Below are 14,819 nucleotides of genomic sequence, written 5' to 3'. Positions count from 1 at the left end.
GGCCTTTGCGCAATACAGCTAAACTTAGTGCATCGCTCTATCTTTCCAAGCAGAACGCTTTGCAGCCTGATTGTTGCTAGCGGTTGTAGCGCTAGCCTTATTTCCTTTTTGATCGAGCAAATGCGCCACTAGCATAGCGGCCAAAAGCTCCTCTTCTGGCTCTTCTTTTTGAAGCAATTCGGGACGGAAATAGTTTTTGACAAAATGCGTATCAAACTTTCCGCTTACAAAAGCCTCATGCTCTAAAGCAAAGCGGCCAAAGGGCAAAGTAGTGGCTGGACCATCAATTTCATATTCCTCAATCGCTCGCAACATCCGACTAATGGCCTCTTCTCTATCCTTACCATAAGTAATCAACTTGGCAATCATGGGGTCATAGTAAATTGGAATTTCCATTCCTTCCTCATAACCATCATCCAAACGAACGCCCACGCCTTTGGGCGCACGATAGCGCTCCAAACGGCCAATGGAAGGCAAGAAATTATTGGCGGGATCTTCTGCATAAACCCGAAGCTCTAGCGCATGTCCCTGAATCCTCAAATCCTCTTGCTTAATTTGTAGGACTTCTCCCCTAGCAATGAGAATCTGTTGGCGGACCAAATCCACTCCAGAGATGAGCTCTGTTACGGGATGCTCTACCTGCAGACGAGTATTCATTTCTAGGAAATAGTAATTATTATTTTCGTCAAAGATAAACTCTACCGTTCCTGCGCCTATATAATCACAAGCGCGGGCCACATCACAGGCAGATTTACCCATAGCTTCCCGCAATTCCTCGGTCAAAATAACAGAGGGCGCCTCTTCGATGACCTTTTGGTGGCGGCGTTGGATCGAGCATTCTCTTTCAAAAAGGTGGATCACATTGCCATGTCCATCGGCAAGGACCTGAATTTCGATATGGCGGGGAGAGCTAATATACTTCTCGATAAAAACGGAGCCATCACCAAAAGCATTTTGGGCCTCAGAAACGGCTCTTTTCATTTGCTCTTCTAGCTCTTCGGCCTTTTCGACGATACGCATTCCTTTTCCACCTCCACCAGCAGAGGCCTTAATGAGAATGGGAAAACCAATCTCGGTGGCTACGGTTTTGGCTTCTTCAATATCGGTCAAAGCATAATCGGTACCGGGCACCAAGGGAATATCATAAGCTTTGGTGGCTTCTTTAGCGGCCAATTTGCTTCCCATCATTTCGATGGCCTTAGGTTTTGGACCAATAAAAGTGAGGCCTGCTGCGGCTACGGCAGCTGAAAAGCCTGCATTTTCGCTCAAGAAACCGTAGCCGGGGTGAATCCCATCGACCCCTAACTTTTGGGCTTCTTCAATAATTTTATCGGCCAAGAGATAAGATTGATTAGAGGGGGCAGGGCCCAAACAAATCGCCTCATCGGCATAGCGTACATGTGGAGCGAGGCGGTCGGCCTCCGAATAAACGGCCACAGTAGCAATCCCCATTTCTTTACAGCTGCGCATAATGCGCAGGGCAATTTCGCCACGGTTGGCTACCAATATTTTCTTCATTGCGTATCAGTCGTTTAAATTATTTTAATTTTTCGCAGGCCTCCGCTATGCGGCGGCAAGCTTCTTTGAGATCTTCTTCGCCTAGGGCGTAGCTCAGGCGCAGGCAATTAGCATTGCCAAAGGCAGAGCCGCCCACCAGGGCCACATGGGCTGTTTCTAGAAGATAAAGGACCAGGTCCTCATCGGTTTGGATCTGGTAATTTCCGTAGCTTTTGCCAAAAAGGGCCGAAACATCGGGAAAGAGGTAAAATGCCCCTTGGGGTTTATTCACTTGGAATCCAGGGATTTGGCGCAGCAGCTCGATCAATAAATTGCGGCGGCGTTCAAAGGCTTCGCGCATAGCGAGGGTGGCCTCTTGTTCGGCTTCTAGGGCATAGGCGGCAGCCATTTGGCCAAAGGCATTTGCGCCAGAAGTAAACTGTCCTTGAATTTTGATGCAGGCATCGGCAATCCATTGGGGGGCGGCCATATAGCCTAGGCGCCAGCCCGTCATGGCAAAGCCTTTAGAAAAGCCGTTAACGATAACAACCTGTTCTTTGATTTGATCAAATTGGGCTATACTTGCGTGGGCTTGGCCACTGAAGTTAATGTACTCATAAATTTCATCTGAAACAATGATTAGATTGGGAAATTCTTGGAGTACCTCCACCCAACTGGCCAATTCTTCTTTGGTTAGCAGGCTGCCTGTGGGATTACAGGGAGAAGAATAGATAAGCAGGCGGGTTTTATCGGAAATAGCGGCTTTAAGTTGTTCGGCAGAGACCTTAAAATCTTGTTCGATACCTGCAGAAACGAATTTCACACTAGCCCCACTTAGGTTGAGGATTTCCTTATAAGACACCCAATAGGGACTGAGAATAATGGCCTCATCGCCTTCTTCTAGCAGGGCCATAGAAAGGTTGGCGATCGCTTGTTTGGCGCCATTGGAGACCACAATTTGGCTAGGTGTATACGCTAGGCCATTATCTCGCTGAAATTTATGGCAAACGGCTTGGCGCAACTGGGGCAAACCGGCCACGGGGGTATATTTGGTAAAGCCCGTTTGCAGGGCTCGAATAGCGGCATCTTTAATATGCTGGGGCGTATCAAAATCGGGTTCTCCGAGGCTAAGGCTAATCACGGGATGTCCCTGAGCGGCTACATCTCTAGCCAATTGGGCCATCCGCAAGGTGGCCGATTCTTCCATTTGTGCTAAGCGTTGAGCTACGCGTTTTATCATGCTGTTCTTGTTTTTTACGTTCTAGAAAGAGAGCTGCTTCTCTTTTGTCTGATTAGCTGTTTTACTTTATGTTGTTGGTTTGGGGGTTGTAGCAGGCGGCTTGGCCGCCTTTGGCCTGAAGGGCCAAAATGGCCTAGCGATGTGCAGGGGTGGCCGAAGGCCAGACCGAGCAAAAATGCTTTGCATTTTTTGCGAAGGGCCGAGCGAGCAGCGAGCCCCGAAACGACAACAAGGCCTTTAGGCCGCAGTTCGACGACCGAAGGGAGTAACCGCCCGCAGCTTGCTGCGGGAGGCCCCAAAAGCAGGACCTCCTACTTAGTTTTTGCTTCATTCCAGAGGGCATCCATTTCGGACAGGCTCATTTCGTCTAGTGGTTTATTGGCCTGTTCTTCAATGTATTGGAAGCGTTTAATAAACTTGCGATTGCAGCGTTCTAGGGCCAGTTCGGGATCCACTTTGAGGAAGCGGGCATAATTGATCATAGAAAAAAGCAGGTCGCCAAATTCCTCTTCAATTTTATCTTGTTCGTTATTTTCGACCTCTGCTTCTAGTTCGGCCAACTCTTCTTTGACCTTAGCAAAAACGGCTTGGCGTTCCTCCCATTCGAAGCCCACTTGCTTGGCTTTTTCTTGGATGCGATAGGCTTTGACCAAGGCGGGCAGTGATTTTGGCACCCCTTGCAAGACTGATTTTTTGCCTTCTTGCAGTTTAATTTTCTCCCAATTGGCTTTGACGGTGGCCTCATCTTCGGCCTTGGTATCGCCATAAATATGGGGGTGTCTGCGGATGAGTTTTTCGCAGAGGTGATTCAGGACATCGGCCACATCAAAGGCGCCTTGTTCGCTAGCGATTTTGGAATAAAAGACCATATGCAGCATAATGTCGCCGATTTCGCCTTTGAGTTCGTCCAGGTCATTTTCCAGAATAGCATCGGCCAGTTCATAGGTTTCTTCGATGGTCAGGTGGCGGAGGCTTTCGAGCGTTTGTTTGCGGTCCCAGGGGCATTGTTCTCGGAGCTCGTCCATAATTTTGAGTAGGCGCTCGAAGGCGGTCAATTTTTCGGCTAGAGTATGCAAGGCAAATAGTTTTGGTCCAAAAAGAGGGTTTGCTTTAAAAAACAAATGTACAAACAAAGTTTGTAGAAGCTAAATTTTTGCTTTGATAAGCTAGGGGTCGGGAAATTATCTTTAGGGGGGTGTTCTTTTTTTTGGGTTTGCCGCCTGCTAGCCGTGGCTGCAGGTTAAAACCAGCAGCCAATTTAGGTACAGCAGAGCCCACTCCTAAGCAACAATTGGCCTGCAGCTTAAAAGCCGCAGGACCTGAAAACCAAATACCTCCTTTTCATAAACAAAGCAGGGGCTTTTAAGCCGCTGCGGCAAGAAAGACCAAGGCCCAACAAGAATGGCTGCGGCCTTTAGGCTGCAGATAGCGGCAAAGCCGCCATGGCCGAAGGCCAAACGGCCTAGCGATGGTAGGCAGTGCGGCAAAGCCGCAGACCAAGGCCGTCAGGCCGCAGGGCCGAGCGAACAGCGAGCTGCCGAACGTAGCGCCCGCCGAAGGCGGGAGGCCCCTAAAAAACAACTTCATATATTAGGTCCCCTGCCCTTCTAAAACTCTCATCTGGCATTCTTATCTTTATTTTCCGAATAAAGAGAAAATCTCTAGCTTTCAGACTTTTAAGCTTTGTTCTTTGAGCTAAGGTAAATTCTGGACCATTACTTTTTAGGCTAAAAAACTTCCCATCTTCCCAATACAGCATCTCAAATTCAACTATCTCTCCTCGTACATCTGTATCCCAATACTTTATACTGTTGTCTATTTTATCAAGATAAGGCAACTGCTTAACATTTAAAGTTTTTCCTCTAGCTCCACTAATATAAGCCAATGGAGTAGGCAAATCCTTAATTTGAAACCACTTAGAGGTCAAAAGCCTAGTTTTTTCCTTTGTATCAAACAGTCGAACTTCTACGATTTTTTTATTTAAGTTCTTAGGAAGAGAAAATAAAGTCGGCCCAAGGGGATTAGTTTTAAAAATAGAGTCACCTACTTCTAAAAACAAAACCTTTTCATTATTAGCCGTTGAAATATTAACAGCATTAAGAAGTCCTTTATATAAAATAGGTTGAGCTAGTTCTATAGTTGGCAGAATCGCCCTATTGCTCCCCAAACAAAATAGTAAACTTATAATCGCTATATATTTCATATTTATTCTTTACATAATGTTTTTTTGGGGTCTGCTGCCTGCCGTATGGGCTCTAAAAGAATAGCGTAAGTTGCTATTAAGCCGAAACTTATGATCCTTTTTTCAAAAAAAGGATTATAGCGATAACTATTTGCATCAGGGCAACACTAAATCCATAAACAGGTATCAACCTTCCTACTATACCTATACTCAATAAGTGAGTAAAACCAGCAATTAAAACTAACAACAGAAAACGAAACCTGAGTTTATACACTATAGCTAATATAAATATCAAGACCATAGGTACTTCCAACAAAAGAGTATAGAATGAAAATCTAATTCCATCAGGAGTATACTTTCCCTGAATTAGATCAATAATATTAACAATATAAATAAGCAAAAACCCGATGTTTATGATGACAAACAACATCGTCAATGCTTCATATTTACTTGATTTTGGGGATCTTTCCATTTTATTAAGCTTGTAGCCTCGCAACCAAAAAACACTATAGATTTAACTCCACTATGCCAAATCTACTTTACTAAACGTTCGATCTTCTCTAGGAAAAGAACAACCTAGCCCCTCCCCATATGTATAAATATAGGAAAGACTCTCCCAAAGATATTCTTCATTGCTATCTTCAGGCATACACAATAAAGCTAACCTATTCCACAACGCCTCTTTCGAGAGATGATCTCTAAAGTAGTCTGGCTTTGCTAAAAAACGTTCAGGAATAGCCATATAATTTAAGTACTCATCATAAGTAATCTCATTTCCTAAATACCTTCCGAATACCTCTAATGGGTCAAAGCTAAATTTTTCAGCAAGCTGTACAGCTGCATCCTTAAATAAATATCGCAACACAATTAAATACAGTTCTAGATTTTGCTTTCCTTCTTTTTTAGGCCAACTAACTTTTACCATAACTACTTTAGTTTGCTTCTTTAATTTTGATTAGCTATTTTTAATTCAAAAAAAGCCACTAAGCTCGATAAGTTTTCTTCTAACTTCGCCCTTGATATCCATAAAATAGAATTACCATCTGCTTCAAAAGTGAAATCCATTTTTATCTCTTTTGAGGATGGATATATGCTGTACCCTTCGATATCTGTCGTAAAACCATACTTAATACGCAGCATTTCATTTTCTAAATATTCACAGCCTAGTAGTCCTATATATTCATCATGAAATTCAATAGGAACAAAAAAGTGATTATTCTTAATTGATAGACTTTGCAACTTAAACTTCCAATTAAGTATTTTTTTCTTAAAAACCTTTAATGCCTTAGTTATTGATTCATCATCTGAATATAAATTTGGGTCAATTCTATAATAATATAGATCAACATTAATTTTAGTACTCCCAATAGATAAGATTAAAAATTTTTCATCAAAAATCACTTCTATCATAATATCTATTTTGTTAGAACTCCATCTACTCTTAGCCGGAGGGCTAAAAATGTATTTTTTTGGGGCCTGCCGCCAAAGGCGGCCGGGCCCTTGCAGGGCTCGCAGGTCTGCTCGGCCCTGCGCCAGCAAGCTGGCTGGGTCTGCCGCTGCGCGGCCCCCTTGCAGGCCCCTAGGCCTGCGGCCCTTCGGGCCTGTAGGATGGATATATACCTGTGGGTTGAAACCCACAGCCATGCAACAATCCCATTCTACATCTATAGTGCGGGGAGGATTAAAATCCTCTACCGCTTTGAACAAGGGTTATTTTTTCTTGAAGCGAACCTTTTCCATTTTCCAGCAAACAAGGGCTTTAGCCCGCCAGTTTGCATAGTCCCGCAACCATGGGCTTCAGCCCATGGGCGCAAAACTGCCCAGCCGCCGAAGAAAACAGCCCAAAGAAAAAGACAGTTGAGCGGCCTAGCGATGTGCAGGGGTGGCCGAAGGCCAGACCAAGCGGGCGCAGCCCGCGCAGGGCCGAGCGACCCGACCAACGGGAGCCGACGCAGCGAAGCAAGTAACAGCGAGCTGCCGAACGTAGCGCCCGCCGAAGGCGGGAGGCCCCAAACTACAAATCAATATAGATGGGACGACTAGTACGGATAAGCAGCTATTTACCCTCTTATAGAGAAAGAAACAAAAGAAACATTGGGTAAGCCCTCTATTTTTATTCTCGAATAATAGAATTTATGCCTTCTTGAAAAAAAGGTAATAGTTTTCACATGACTTAATTTTTTCAAAATTTCTACAGCTGCCTTAACTTCCCTTAGGGACTTTACATCCCAATAAATCTCCTCTAAAGAATCTAATTCACTCAAAATATTTACATTGCGTTCATTAATGCACAATTCCTTTATATGTAAACATTTTAAATGTTTCATTAAAGCAAAGCTCTTTGGCAAGTTCTCATTCCACCCCAAACCTAAAAAATTTAGTCTTGGACTATTTATGAGAATATTCATAGTTGCAGTATCTGCAATATCAAAGTCACCTAATAAGGTAGTTAAACTATCACTTAAGTGACTACCTAGTAATTTAATTTGTTTTTCCTTGGGACAAACTTTATTTCTCTTGGTATGAAACAAAGATAAAGATTTGAGAGACGCTGAAAAATACTTTGTATCTATTATATCTCCATCATTTACAGGAACAGTAAGTCTTTTAATTTTTTTTCCTCTCACTACCGTTTTAAAAGTTTCCAATGATATAGGAGCCTCTAATGCAAGATTTGTTAATTCTTCATTGGTTTTCAACCATTCCTCTAAAAGCTCATGATTTTCCACCCTACCTCTTATTTCTAATCTACTAATCTTTAAGCTACAAATACATTGAGGCAAGACGGTCCTATACCTCCAACTGGCGTAAGACATTTCTCCTATCCAAACAGTATCTAGCTTTGCTAAATCACAAATAACATTGGGCAGATGACTTTTCCTATAGTCTACAACTACGATCCTTACATTTGGACTTTCTTCAAATAAAGTAGATAAATTCTCAGGTTCCGTCATCAGTTTTATCCCATAATATTCCTCATCTTTTAGAAGACTGTAATCAATCTTTTTTTCCTCTATCCACAACCAACCATGGCCTGCATATTGTGCGCTCATTTCTCCCCAACTTATAATCATAAAGAGAATGAGTGTAATTTTTTTAATGTGCATGTTTCAGTCTATTTCTTACTTGTTTTTTATTGTTATCAATGAAGTCTCCTGCCTTGGATTTACTATTTAAGCCCATAACTACCTGCGCCTAGAAGGAGCGAAGCGACTGGCCACAACAAGCCCTTTAGGGCGTCTTCGACGACCGAAGGGAGTAACCGCCCGCCGAAGGCGGGAAGCCCCCAAATAACTAAAAAATAATTTAGCGCTTACACATAAGAAAAGCTACAATGAACCGAAACCTGCTTAGCTATATTTTTTCTTTTTCTTCTGCATAAGAGTGTTAATAAACCATGCGACTACTATTGCATTAGGTATGGTCAAATAAGCAGTGAGGTATAATGTTGAGCTAAAAAACCAGTTAAATATACTCAAAGGAAAATTTAAAAAATATTTATACAGCAGATAACTAAAGTATTCACTATTATTAAATGACTCTATGGCGTAAAACTCTCCTTTGTCAACAGCTTCATTCATAGCATAATGCCATTCATACTTTGCTAAAGTATACAAAGATATTAAAAGTAGAAACACATATAAAGCCACTACCAAAACATATACTACAAACCTTTTAACCATATTCATAACGATTTATAATCTATTCTTATCCCTGAAGAGTGCCCTTACCCCCCCAAACCTCCCTAGCCCAATAAAAAGCCTACTAACTGCATCAATAATACGCCTAAAAAGGCCAAACTCCCCAATTTGCCGCCCACTCCCTTGAAATATGGGGCCGAAAAACCATACAATAAAGCAGTAAAGCTAGCGGCGGCAAGCATACTCAAATAGGGCCAAGAAAGTGGCAGTTGACTCATGCCCAAAAAGCTGCCGCAATAAAGCGCTACGGCCCATTTTTGCCGAAAAAAATGATCGAGCATAGCGCCTAAACAGCCCACTAAAGCAGAGGCCATCACCACAGACACACCCAACTCTTGCTGTAAGGCCAAGGCCCCCAAGGCCCCAACTATAATCGCCAAACTATCAGCCCAATCTAAACGGCCCAACTCCAGTACCCGATGATGACTGAGGTAATAAGCCAAGACTAACAAGATCCAAATAGGCCACAAAAAAAAGGCCTCTTCTCCAATCATGGCCCCCAAAAAGGCCGAATGCCCCAAGCCCAAAACCAATAAGCTGCCCTTAGTCCAAAATCCCATATTCCTCTATTTTGCCCCAATCCATAGAACGCTCCCAAATTTGTTCGGCCAAAGCCCGATCCTGCGCCAAGACAGAAGGCTGCTCCACTCCCTTTGGCGTAAAATATTGCCCCTCAATGAGCAAGTATTCATCAGCAGTTAGTAATTGGAGGATTTGCTGGCCAACCTGCTCCGGCTGCCGCATAAAACGCCCCAAATGACGATACAAAAAGGCCGTAAAGCCTTTTCCCTCTTGCGAAAAATTAGTATTCACAACTCCCGGATGTAAGGCATTGACGCCAAAACCATCTGGACCAAAACGCTGGGCCAATTGCTGCGTAAAATAAAGATTGAATAACTTGCTCAAGCCATACTGATAAAAACGACCAAAGCGCTTTTCTCCCTGCAAATTGTCTAGCTCTAACTTTCGAACCAGTTTGTGGGCCGAAGAAGAAAGATTTAATATTTGCTTGCGCTCTCCAGCTCGAAGCAAAGCCATTAGCTGATGCGTGAGCAGAAAATAGCCCATATGGTTGAGCGCAATATGCTGCTCAAGGCCATCTAAACTCAATCGGCGCTTAGGAAAAATAGCCCCCGCATTGTTAATCAAGATGTCTAGTTTGGGATAACTTTCTCTAGCATATTGGCCAACTTTCCGAATCGATTCTTGGTCAGATAAATCAGCCAATAAGAGGTCAATTTTGGGGTTTTGACTAGCCTGGGCAATAGCCCGCATAGCCGCCTCTCCCTTTTCTGGATTTCGGCAAAGGAGGACCAAATGCGCCCCTTCTTTGGCCAAGGCCATGGCCGCCGCATATCCAATGCCCGAACTGGCCCCAGTGACCAAGGCAATACTATCCTTCAGTTTCATCTTCTATTGCTTCTATATTGATGCGAATCCATTTGCTGCCGTCTTTTAGGGCTAGGCGCAATCGCTGCCCATCCTGCAAATCGGTCCAGCTATGAATAATTTGGCCCTCTTCATTGCTCAATTGGGCAAAACCGCGTTTCCAAGCTTTGTCTGGAGATAAGAGCTCCAACTGCTTATCAAAATGCTCTAGTTGCTTTTGGGCCAAACGCAAGCGCTCTTGGCTACTCAAACGCAAACGGCTGTGCAATTGCTCTAAACGCAGTTCCTCTCGACGGATATGCCCTTGTACGCTAGCTCGCAGTTCTTGCTGTAAAAGGGCCAGTTGCTGCTCGGCCAAAAATAATTGATGGACCAAAAAGTCGGCAACTGCCGTAGGGGTTTTTAAGGCCGTATGGGCCACCAAATCGGCTAAACTCTCGTCAATGTCATGACCAATTCCCGTGAGCACGGGCAGGCTGCACTGCGCCAAATCTCGACAAAGCTCATAGTCGTTGAAGCCATAGAGGTCCAGTTTGGCCCCTCCTCCACGGATGAGGACTACGCAATCAAAACGGTCTTCTTGTTCCTCAATTTCTCGAATCTGTTCCCGAATTTCCTTTTGCATTTGCTGACCCTGCATGGCCGCCTGAAATAATTCGGTCCGAAAAGCATAACGCTGACTATTGGCATTCAGCTGTTCCAAAAAGTCTTGCAAACCCGCCGCCTCCTTAGAAGAAATAATGGCAATTCGCTGTGGCAAATGAGGCAGCTCCAAGCCCTTGTTTAACTCAATTAAATGCTCTTGTTCTAAGCGCTTGAGGTTGTTGAGCCGGCCCAACTCCAATTGGCCAATGCTAAAAGAAGCATCTAGGTCCAAAATTTCTAAACTAAAGCCATATTGCTCACTAAAATGAGCTTGAACCTTAATAAGAACCTCCTGGCCCTCTCGCATGATGCTCCAAAAGGTATCGCCTAGCTTTTTGCTAATCCGATGCCGACTGCTGGCATATAGCAGGGCTTTGGCCTTGGCTTTTGGGCGCTGCTCTTCCTGCTCAATCAGATTGAGGTAGTAAATCGAACGATTCTTTTTCAATTGAGCGATCTCGGCCCGCAACCAAAGCGGTTGAGGCAAGTTTAGGCTGACCAAACGCCGCAAATGCTGCATCAGGTCAAATAAACCCAGTTGTTGACTTTCTGGAACCATAGTTATTTGTTTAGCAATTTTGGACCTAGAAGCGGGCGAAGCCCGCTGGCCTAGCGATGTGTAGCAGTGCGGCGAAGCCGCAGACCAAGGCCGTCAGGCCGCAGGGCCGAGCGAATAGCGAGCTGCGAAACGTAGCGCCGACGAGCGTAGCGAGGCGGAGGCCCCTAATCCTCCGTTAACCAACTTTTGTAATAATCGCCCTGCTCAATGGCAAAGGCTTCTTCTGTCATATAAAGTGGGCGGAAAGTATCCACCATTACCGCTAATTCTAGGGTTTCTTTGGCCCCAATACTCTTTTCGATAGTGCCCGGATGTGGACCGTGGGGAATGCCCGCCGGATGCAAACTAATCATCCCTCTTTCGACATGTTTACGGCTCATAAAATCGCCATCCACATAATAAAGCAACTCATCGCTATCAATATTGCTGTGGTTGTAGGGAGCGGGAATTGCCTGCGGATGATAATCGAACAAACGAGGCACAAAAGAGCAGATCACAAAACCGCGGCTGCCAAAGGTTTGGTGCACGGGAGGCGGCTGATGAATGCGGCCCGTGATGGGCTCAAAATCGTGAATCGAAAAGGCGTAGGGATAGCAATATCCGTCCCAACCCACGGCATCAAAAGGATGATTGAGGTAGGTGTAGGGATAAATAATGTCCTGTTTTTTGATAAAAAACTTGAATTCGCCCTGCTCATCATGGGTTTGCAAATCTTGCGGCTTGCGAATATCTCGCTCGCAGAAAGGCGCATGCTCGGCTAGTTGGCCAAACTCATTGCGGTAGCGTTTGGGGGTGCGAATAGGCGAATAAGATTCGACGATCAGCAAGCGGTTATTTTCCTCCTCAAAATCAATCTGATAAGTCGTTCCACGCGGAATAATCAGATAGTCGCCATAGCCAAAGGGAATTTGTCCATAAAGGGTTTTGAGTACGCCCTTGCCCTCATGCACAAAAATCATTTCGTCGGCATCGGCATTCTTAAAAAAGTAATCGGTTAGGGACTGTTGGGGGGCGGCCAAAATCACCTTACAATCATCATTGGCCAAAATCACCTTGCGGCTTTTCAAATAATCGGCCTCAGGCTGCACCTCAAAGCCCATCAAACAGCGGGGCTTGAGCTGATTATCCTTCTTTAGTTTTGGGGCCACCGAATAAGGCTCGCCCAACTGCTTAATTTGAGTGGGCGGATAAAGGTGGTAAATATTAGAGTAAATATCTGAAAAACCCTCGGTAGAAAAGAGTTCTTCTTGGTACAAACTGCCGTCCTCTTTGCGAAATTGAGTATGGCGCTTGGGCGGAATTTTTCCGAGTTGGTAATAATGCATAGTTGAGATTTTTATCCGTTTATTCTTCTACGGCCACTTTTTCGAGCAAGCGAACAATATCGTCCAAAGCTTTGGGATAGCTCAAATATTGTTGTTTGGCATCGGGGCCGGCATAAATGGGCAGCATCACAATTTTGCGGCCCTTATGCCCTCTGCTAATGGCCAAACTGAGGGTCACCGGCCTAGGCGTTTCCTTGAGGCGGTCCATACAATTGGCCGTTTGGCAGGGGTAAATTTGTTCCCACTCAAAAAAACCTTTTTTTTCTATATACGCAACCAATTGCTCGAGTTCTGCCGGAGAAATCTGCGATTCCCAGACCCGCAAGCCCTGCTGTTCGTTTTGCAATTTGCGTTTTACCAAGCCCTCTGAGTTGATTGTCAATTGGTTTTTGCGCACAAAATCGGGTGGACCATAAAATCCGCCGCCCACCAGTTCAATTTCAAATTTTGGGGTGGTATCCAAAGGAGAATCTGGACGAATTTGGCCCTTTTTGCCCGTTTTTGGAATCCGCCGCTTGCCGGGCTCATCCTTGAGGTAGCGATAAGGATGCGGATCGCTGCCCATAATCGTCCGCTCGACAACCGCCTCTGGATATTGGCCCAAATCATAGCGAAAAAAGGGCGTTTCAGCCTCCGTCGTTCGTATAAAATGATACTGATAACGGCCCTCTCCCCCATTCAACTCAAACTCCAAAACCAAATGTTGCGCATTATAATTGGCCACTTTCCAATGCTCGACCTGCGCAAAATTATAATAGAGTTTGTCAAAAGGAGCCGCCAAGCGCCAACGATCCTTAGTCAAAGCCCCATTGAGGTAGGTTTGCACCGTTTCATCATACTTAAACCAGACAAAATGCTGATATTCCTCCTCGGCCCGAAAAAGCACATCCTGACTTTCGGCCTCGCAGGCATAACTAAACTTCCAACGGCTATTATTAAAGGCTTTTGGCCAAGTTTGGGCCATGATAGAACTGCTCAGAAGCAGCAAAAAAAGGGTGAGTATTTTCATGATCGCTGGTTTTAATCGGGGCCTTTTCCTGAATGACTTTCTGCTGTTTTTTGGGGCTGCCCCTCCCTACGGTCGGGTCGCTCCCCTTTAGGGCTCGCAGGTCTGCTCGGCCCTGCAGCCCTACGGGCTTTGGTCTGGCCTGACGGCCACCCTGCCGGGCAGCTCAGCCTGCGGGCGCTTTGCGCCCTTTTCCCTAAAGCTTGGCCAAAAAGTCGAGGCAAAGCTGCAGTAATTTTTGGCTATGCGGGGGCAGCTCGGCTCCTGCTGCAAAAGGGTGGCGACCGCCAAAAACATGGTCCGCCCCTTCAATAATCTGTAATTCCGCTTTAGGAGAATGCTCATCTAAATAATGGGCCGAAGTGAGAGAAACGGCTGGGTCTTGGCTGCCATGTACAATTAAGTGGGGACAAGATAAGTCGGCTAATTTTGGTCCAAGGCGAAAGGCCGCTTCATGGGCCTTAAAGTCTTCATAAAGTTGATAATCGAGGGGCATATTTTGCTTGGTTCGTCCATTTCGGATAAACTGCCGTCCTTCTTTTTTCCAATGGGCCAAAAAGGCTTGATCTTGCCAGGCATAATCTAGTTCATGTACGCTGGCCCAACTAATGAGCGCTTTGGCCCCTCTTTTTAGGGCCGTTAGGGCCGCAATGGGTCCGCCTCGGCTATGGCCAATGAGCACGGGAGCCGTCTTTTGGATGGGCCAATCACTTTTTTGGACAAAATCGAGGACCGCCTCAAAATCAAAGCATTCTTTGCTATAATTGTTTTGGCCAAAGGCATCAAGGTCTTCAAAATCAATTAGATTTGGACCTAAGCCATTATGCGAAAAATTAAATTTGAGAAAAGCATAACCCGCCTGCGCAAAGGCCTCGGCTAGGGCGTTCCAATGCCCCCAATCCTTAAATCCCTTAAAGCCATGGGCAAAAATGAGCAGCGGCCAGCCTGCTTCGGGTGCCCTGCCGCTCGGAAAACTAATATCTAGGGCCAATTGGCGGCCAGCGGCGGCTGGAATCCAAGCCGTTTTCTTCTCTATCATATTCTATTTGTTCTTAAGTAATTGGATAATTTTGAAGTGAGGAAATCGGCCCAGGCAGGCCTTGGCCTGCAACGGCTGAGGGATGGATAAGGGTGGCCGCAGGCCAGACCGAAGCGCGCAGCGCTGAAGGGCCGAGCAGACCTGCGAGCCCTGGCACAGCCCGACCCGGCTGAAAGCCGGGGCAGCCCCAAAACTTAACTAAAAATAATGAAATCTTACTGAAGTTGGGCATTTTC

Annotated in this window: 14 protein-coding genes; all 14 read right to left on the bottom strand. The window is 45.2% G+C overall.

The features are described from left to right. Positions 1–24 precede the first annotated feature (24 nt). The 14 genes from accC to SGRA_RS17095 all read right to left on the bottom strand — a co-directional run bounded on the left by accC (position 25) and on the right by SGRA_RS17095 (position 14,583). Entirely contained in the window at positions 25–1,518 is a 1,494-nt protein-coding gene (gene accC / locus SGRA_RS17165; RefSeq protein ID WP_015694075.1) for an acetyl-CoA carboxylase biotin carboxylase subunit, read from the bottom strand. 19 nt (positions 1,519–1,537) lie between these two features. Continuing rightward, positions 1,538–2,734, bottom strand: a complete 1,197-nt coding sequence (locus tag SGRA_RS17160; RefSeq protein WP_187288192.1) for a pyridoxal phosphate-dependent aminotransferase — start codon at positions 2,732–2,734, stop codon at positions 1,538–1,540. Positions 2,735–3,048: 314 nt separating this feature from the next. Next, on the bottom strand, positions 3,049–3,813 hold the full coding sequence (mazG, locus tag SGRA_RS17155) for a nucleoside triphosphate pyrophosphohydrolase (protein ID WP_015694073.1): 765 nt from the start codon (positions 3,811–3,813) through the stop codon (positions 3,049–3,051). Between the two features lie 494 nt (positions 3,814–4,307). Further along, positions 4,308–4,940, bottom strand: a complete 633-nt coding sequence (locus tag SGRA_RS17150; RefSeq protein WP_015694071.1) for a GldM family protein — start codon at positions 4,938–4,940, stop codon at positions 4,308–4,310. A gap of 502 nt (positions 4,941–5,442) precedes the next feature. Further along, entirely contained in the window at positions 5,443–5,844 is a 402-nt protein-coding gene (locus tag SGRA_RS17140; protein WP_015694069.1) for a hypothetical protein, read from the bottom strand. Positions 5,845–5,864: 20 nt separating this feature from the next. Next, on the bottom strand, positions 5,865–6,626 hold the full coding sequence (locus tag SGRA_RS23870) for a hypothetical protein (RefSeq protein ID WP_015694068.1): 762 nt from the start codon (positions 6,624–6,626) through the stop codon (positions 5,865–5,867). A gap of 353 nt (positions 6,627–6,979) precedes the next feature. Continuing rightward, on the bottom strand, positions 6,980–8,026 hold the full coding sequence (locus tag SGRA_RS17130; RefSeq protein ID WP_015694067.1) for a hypothetical protein: 1,047 nt from the start codon (positions 8,024–8,026) through the stop codon (positions 6,980–6,982). 243 nt (positions 8,027–8,269) lie between these two features. After that, positions 8,270–8,608 carry a hypothetical protein gene (locus SGRA_RS17125; protein ID WP_148268381.1) on the bottom strand — a complete coding sequence of 113 codons (339 nt, stop codon included), beginning with the start codon at positions 8,606–8,608 and terminating at the stop codon, positions 8,270–8,272. A 56-nt stretch (positions 8,609–8,664) separates the two neighbouring features. After that, a complete protein-coding gene (locus SGRA_RS17120) occupies positions 8,665–9,180 on the bottom strand; it encodes a hypothetical protein (protein WP_015694065.1) in 516 nt (171 codons plus the stop codon). Continuing rightward, complete coding sequence (locus SGRA_RS17115; protein WP_015694064.1) at positions 9,164–10,030, bottom strand: SDR family oxidoreductase; 867 nt, start codon at positions 10,028–10,030, stop codon at positions 9,164–9,166. Before SGRA_RS17115 ends, SGRA_RS17120 begins: the two co-directional genes overlap by 17 nt. Beyond that, entirely contained in the window at positions 10,014–11,213 is a 1,200-nt protein-coding gene (xseA, locus tag SGRA_RS17110) for an exodeoxyribonuclease VII large subunit (protein WP_015694063.1), read from the bottom strand. Before xseA ends, SGRA_RS17115 begins: the two co-directional genes overlap by 17 nt. Before the next feature lie 164 nt (positions 11,214–11,377). Next, on the bottom strand, positions 11,378–12,538 hold the full coding sequence (locus SGRA_RS17105; RefSeq protein WP_015694062.1) for a homogentisate 1,2-dioxygenase: 1,161 nt from the start codon (positions 12,536–12,538) through the stop codon (positions 11,378–11,380). A gap of 19 nt (positions 12,539–12,557) precedes the next feature. Beyond that, positions 12,558–13,547, bottom strand: a complete 990-nt coding sequence (locus SGRA_RS17100; RefSeq protein WP_015694061.1) for a hypothetical protein — start codon at positions 13,545–13,547, stop codon at positions 12,558–12,560. A gap of 193 nt (positions 13,548–13,740) precedes the next feature. Continuing rightward, positions 13,741–14,583 (bottom strand): alpha/beta hydrolase family protein, encoded by an 843-nt coding sequence (locus SGRA_RS17095; protein ID WP_015694059.1) that lies wholly within the window; start codon positions 14,581–14,583, stop codon positions 13,741–13,743. Between the last annotated feature and the right edge of the window lie 236 nt (positions 14,584–14,819).

The organism is Saprospira grandis str. Lewin (assembly GCF_000250635.1).
Taxonomy (GTDB): Bacteria; Bacteroidota; Bacteroidia; order Chitinophagales; family Saprospiraceae; genus Saprospira; species Saprospira grandis.
This window is presented reverse-complemented; position numbering and strand designations above follow the sequence as displayed.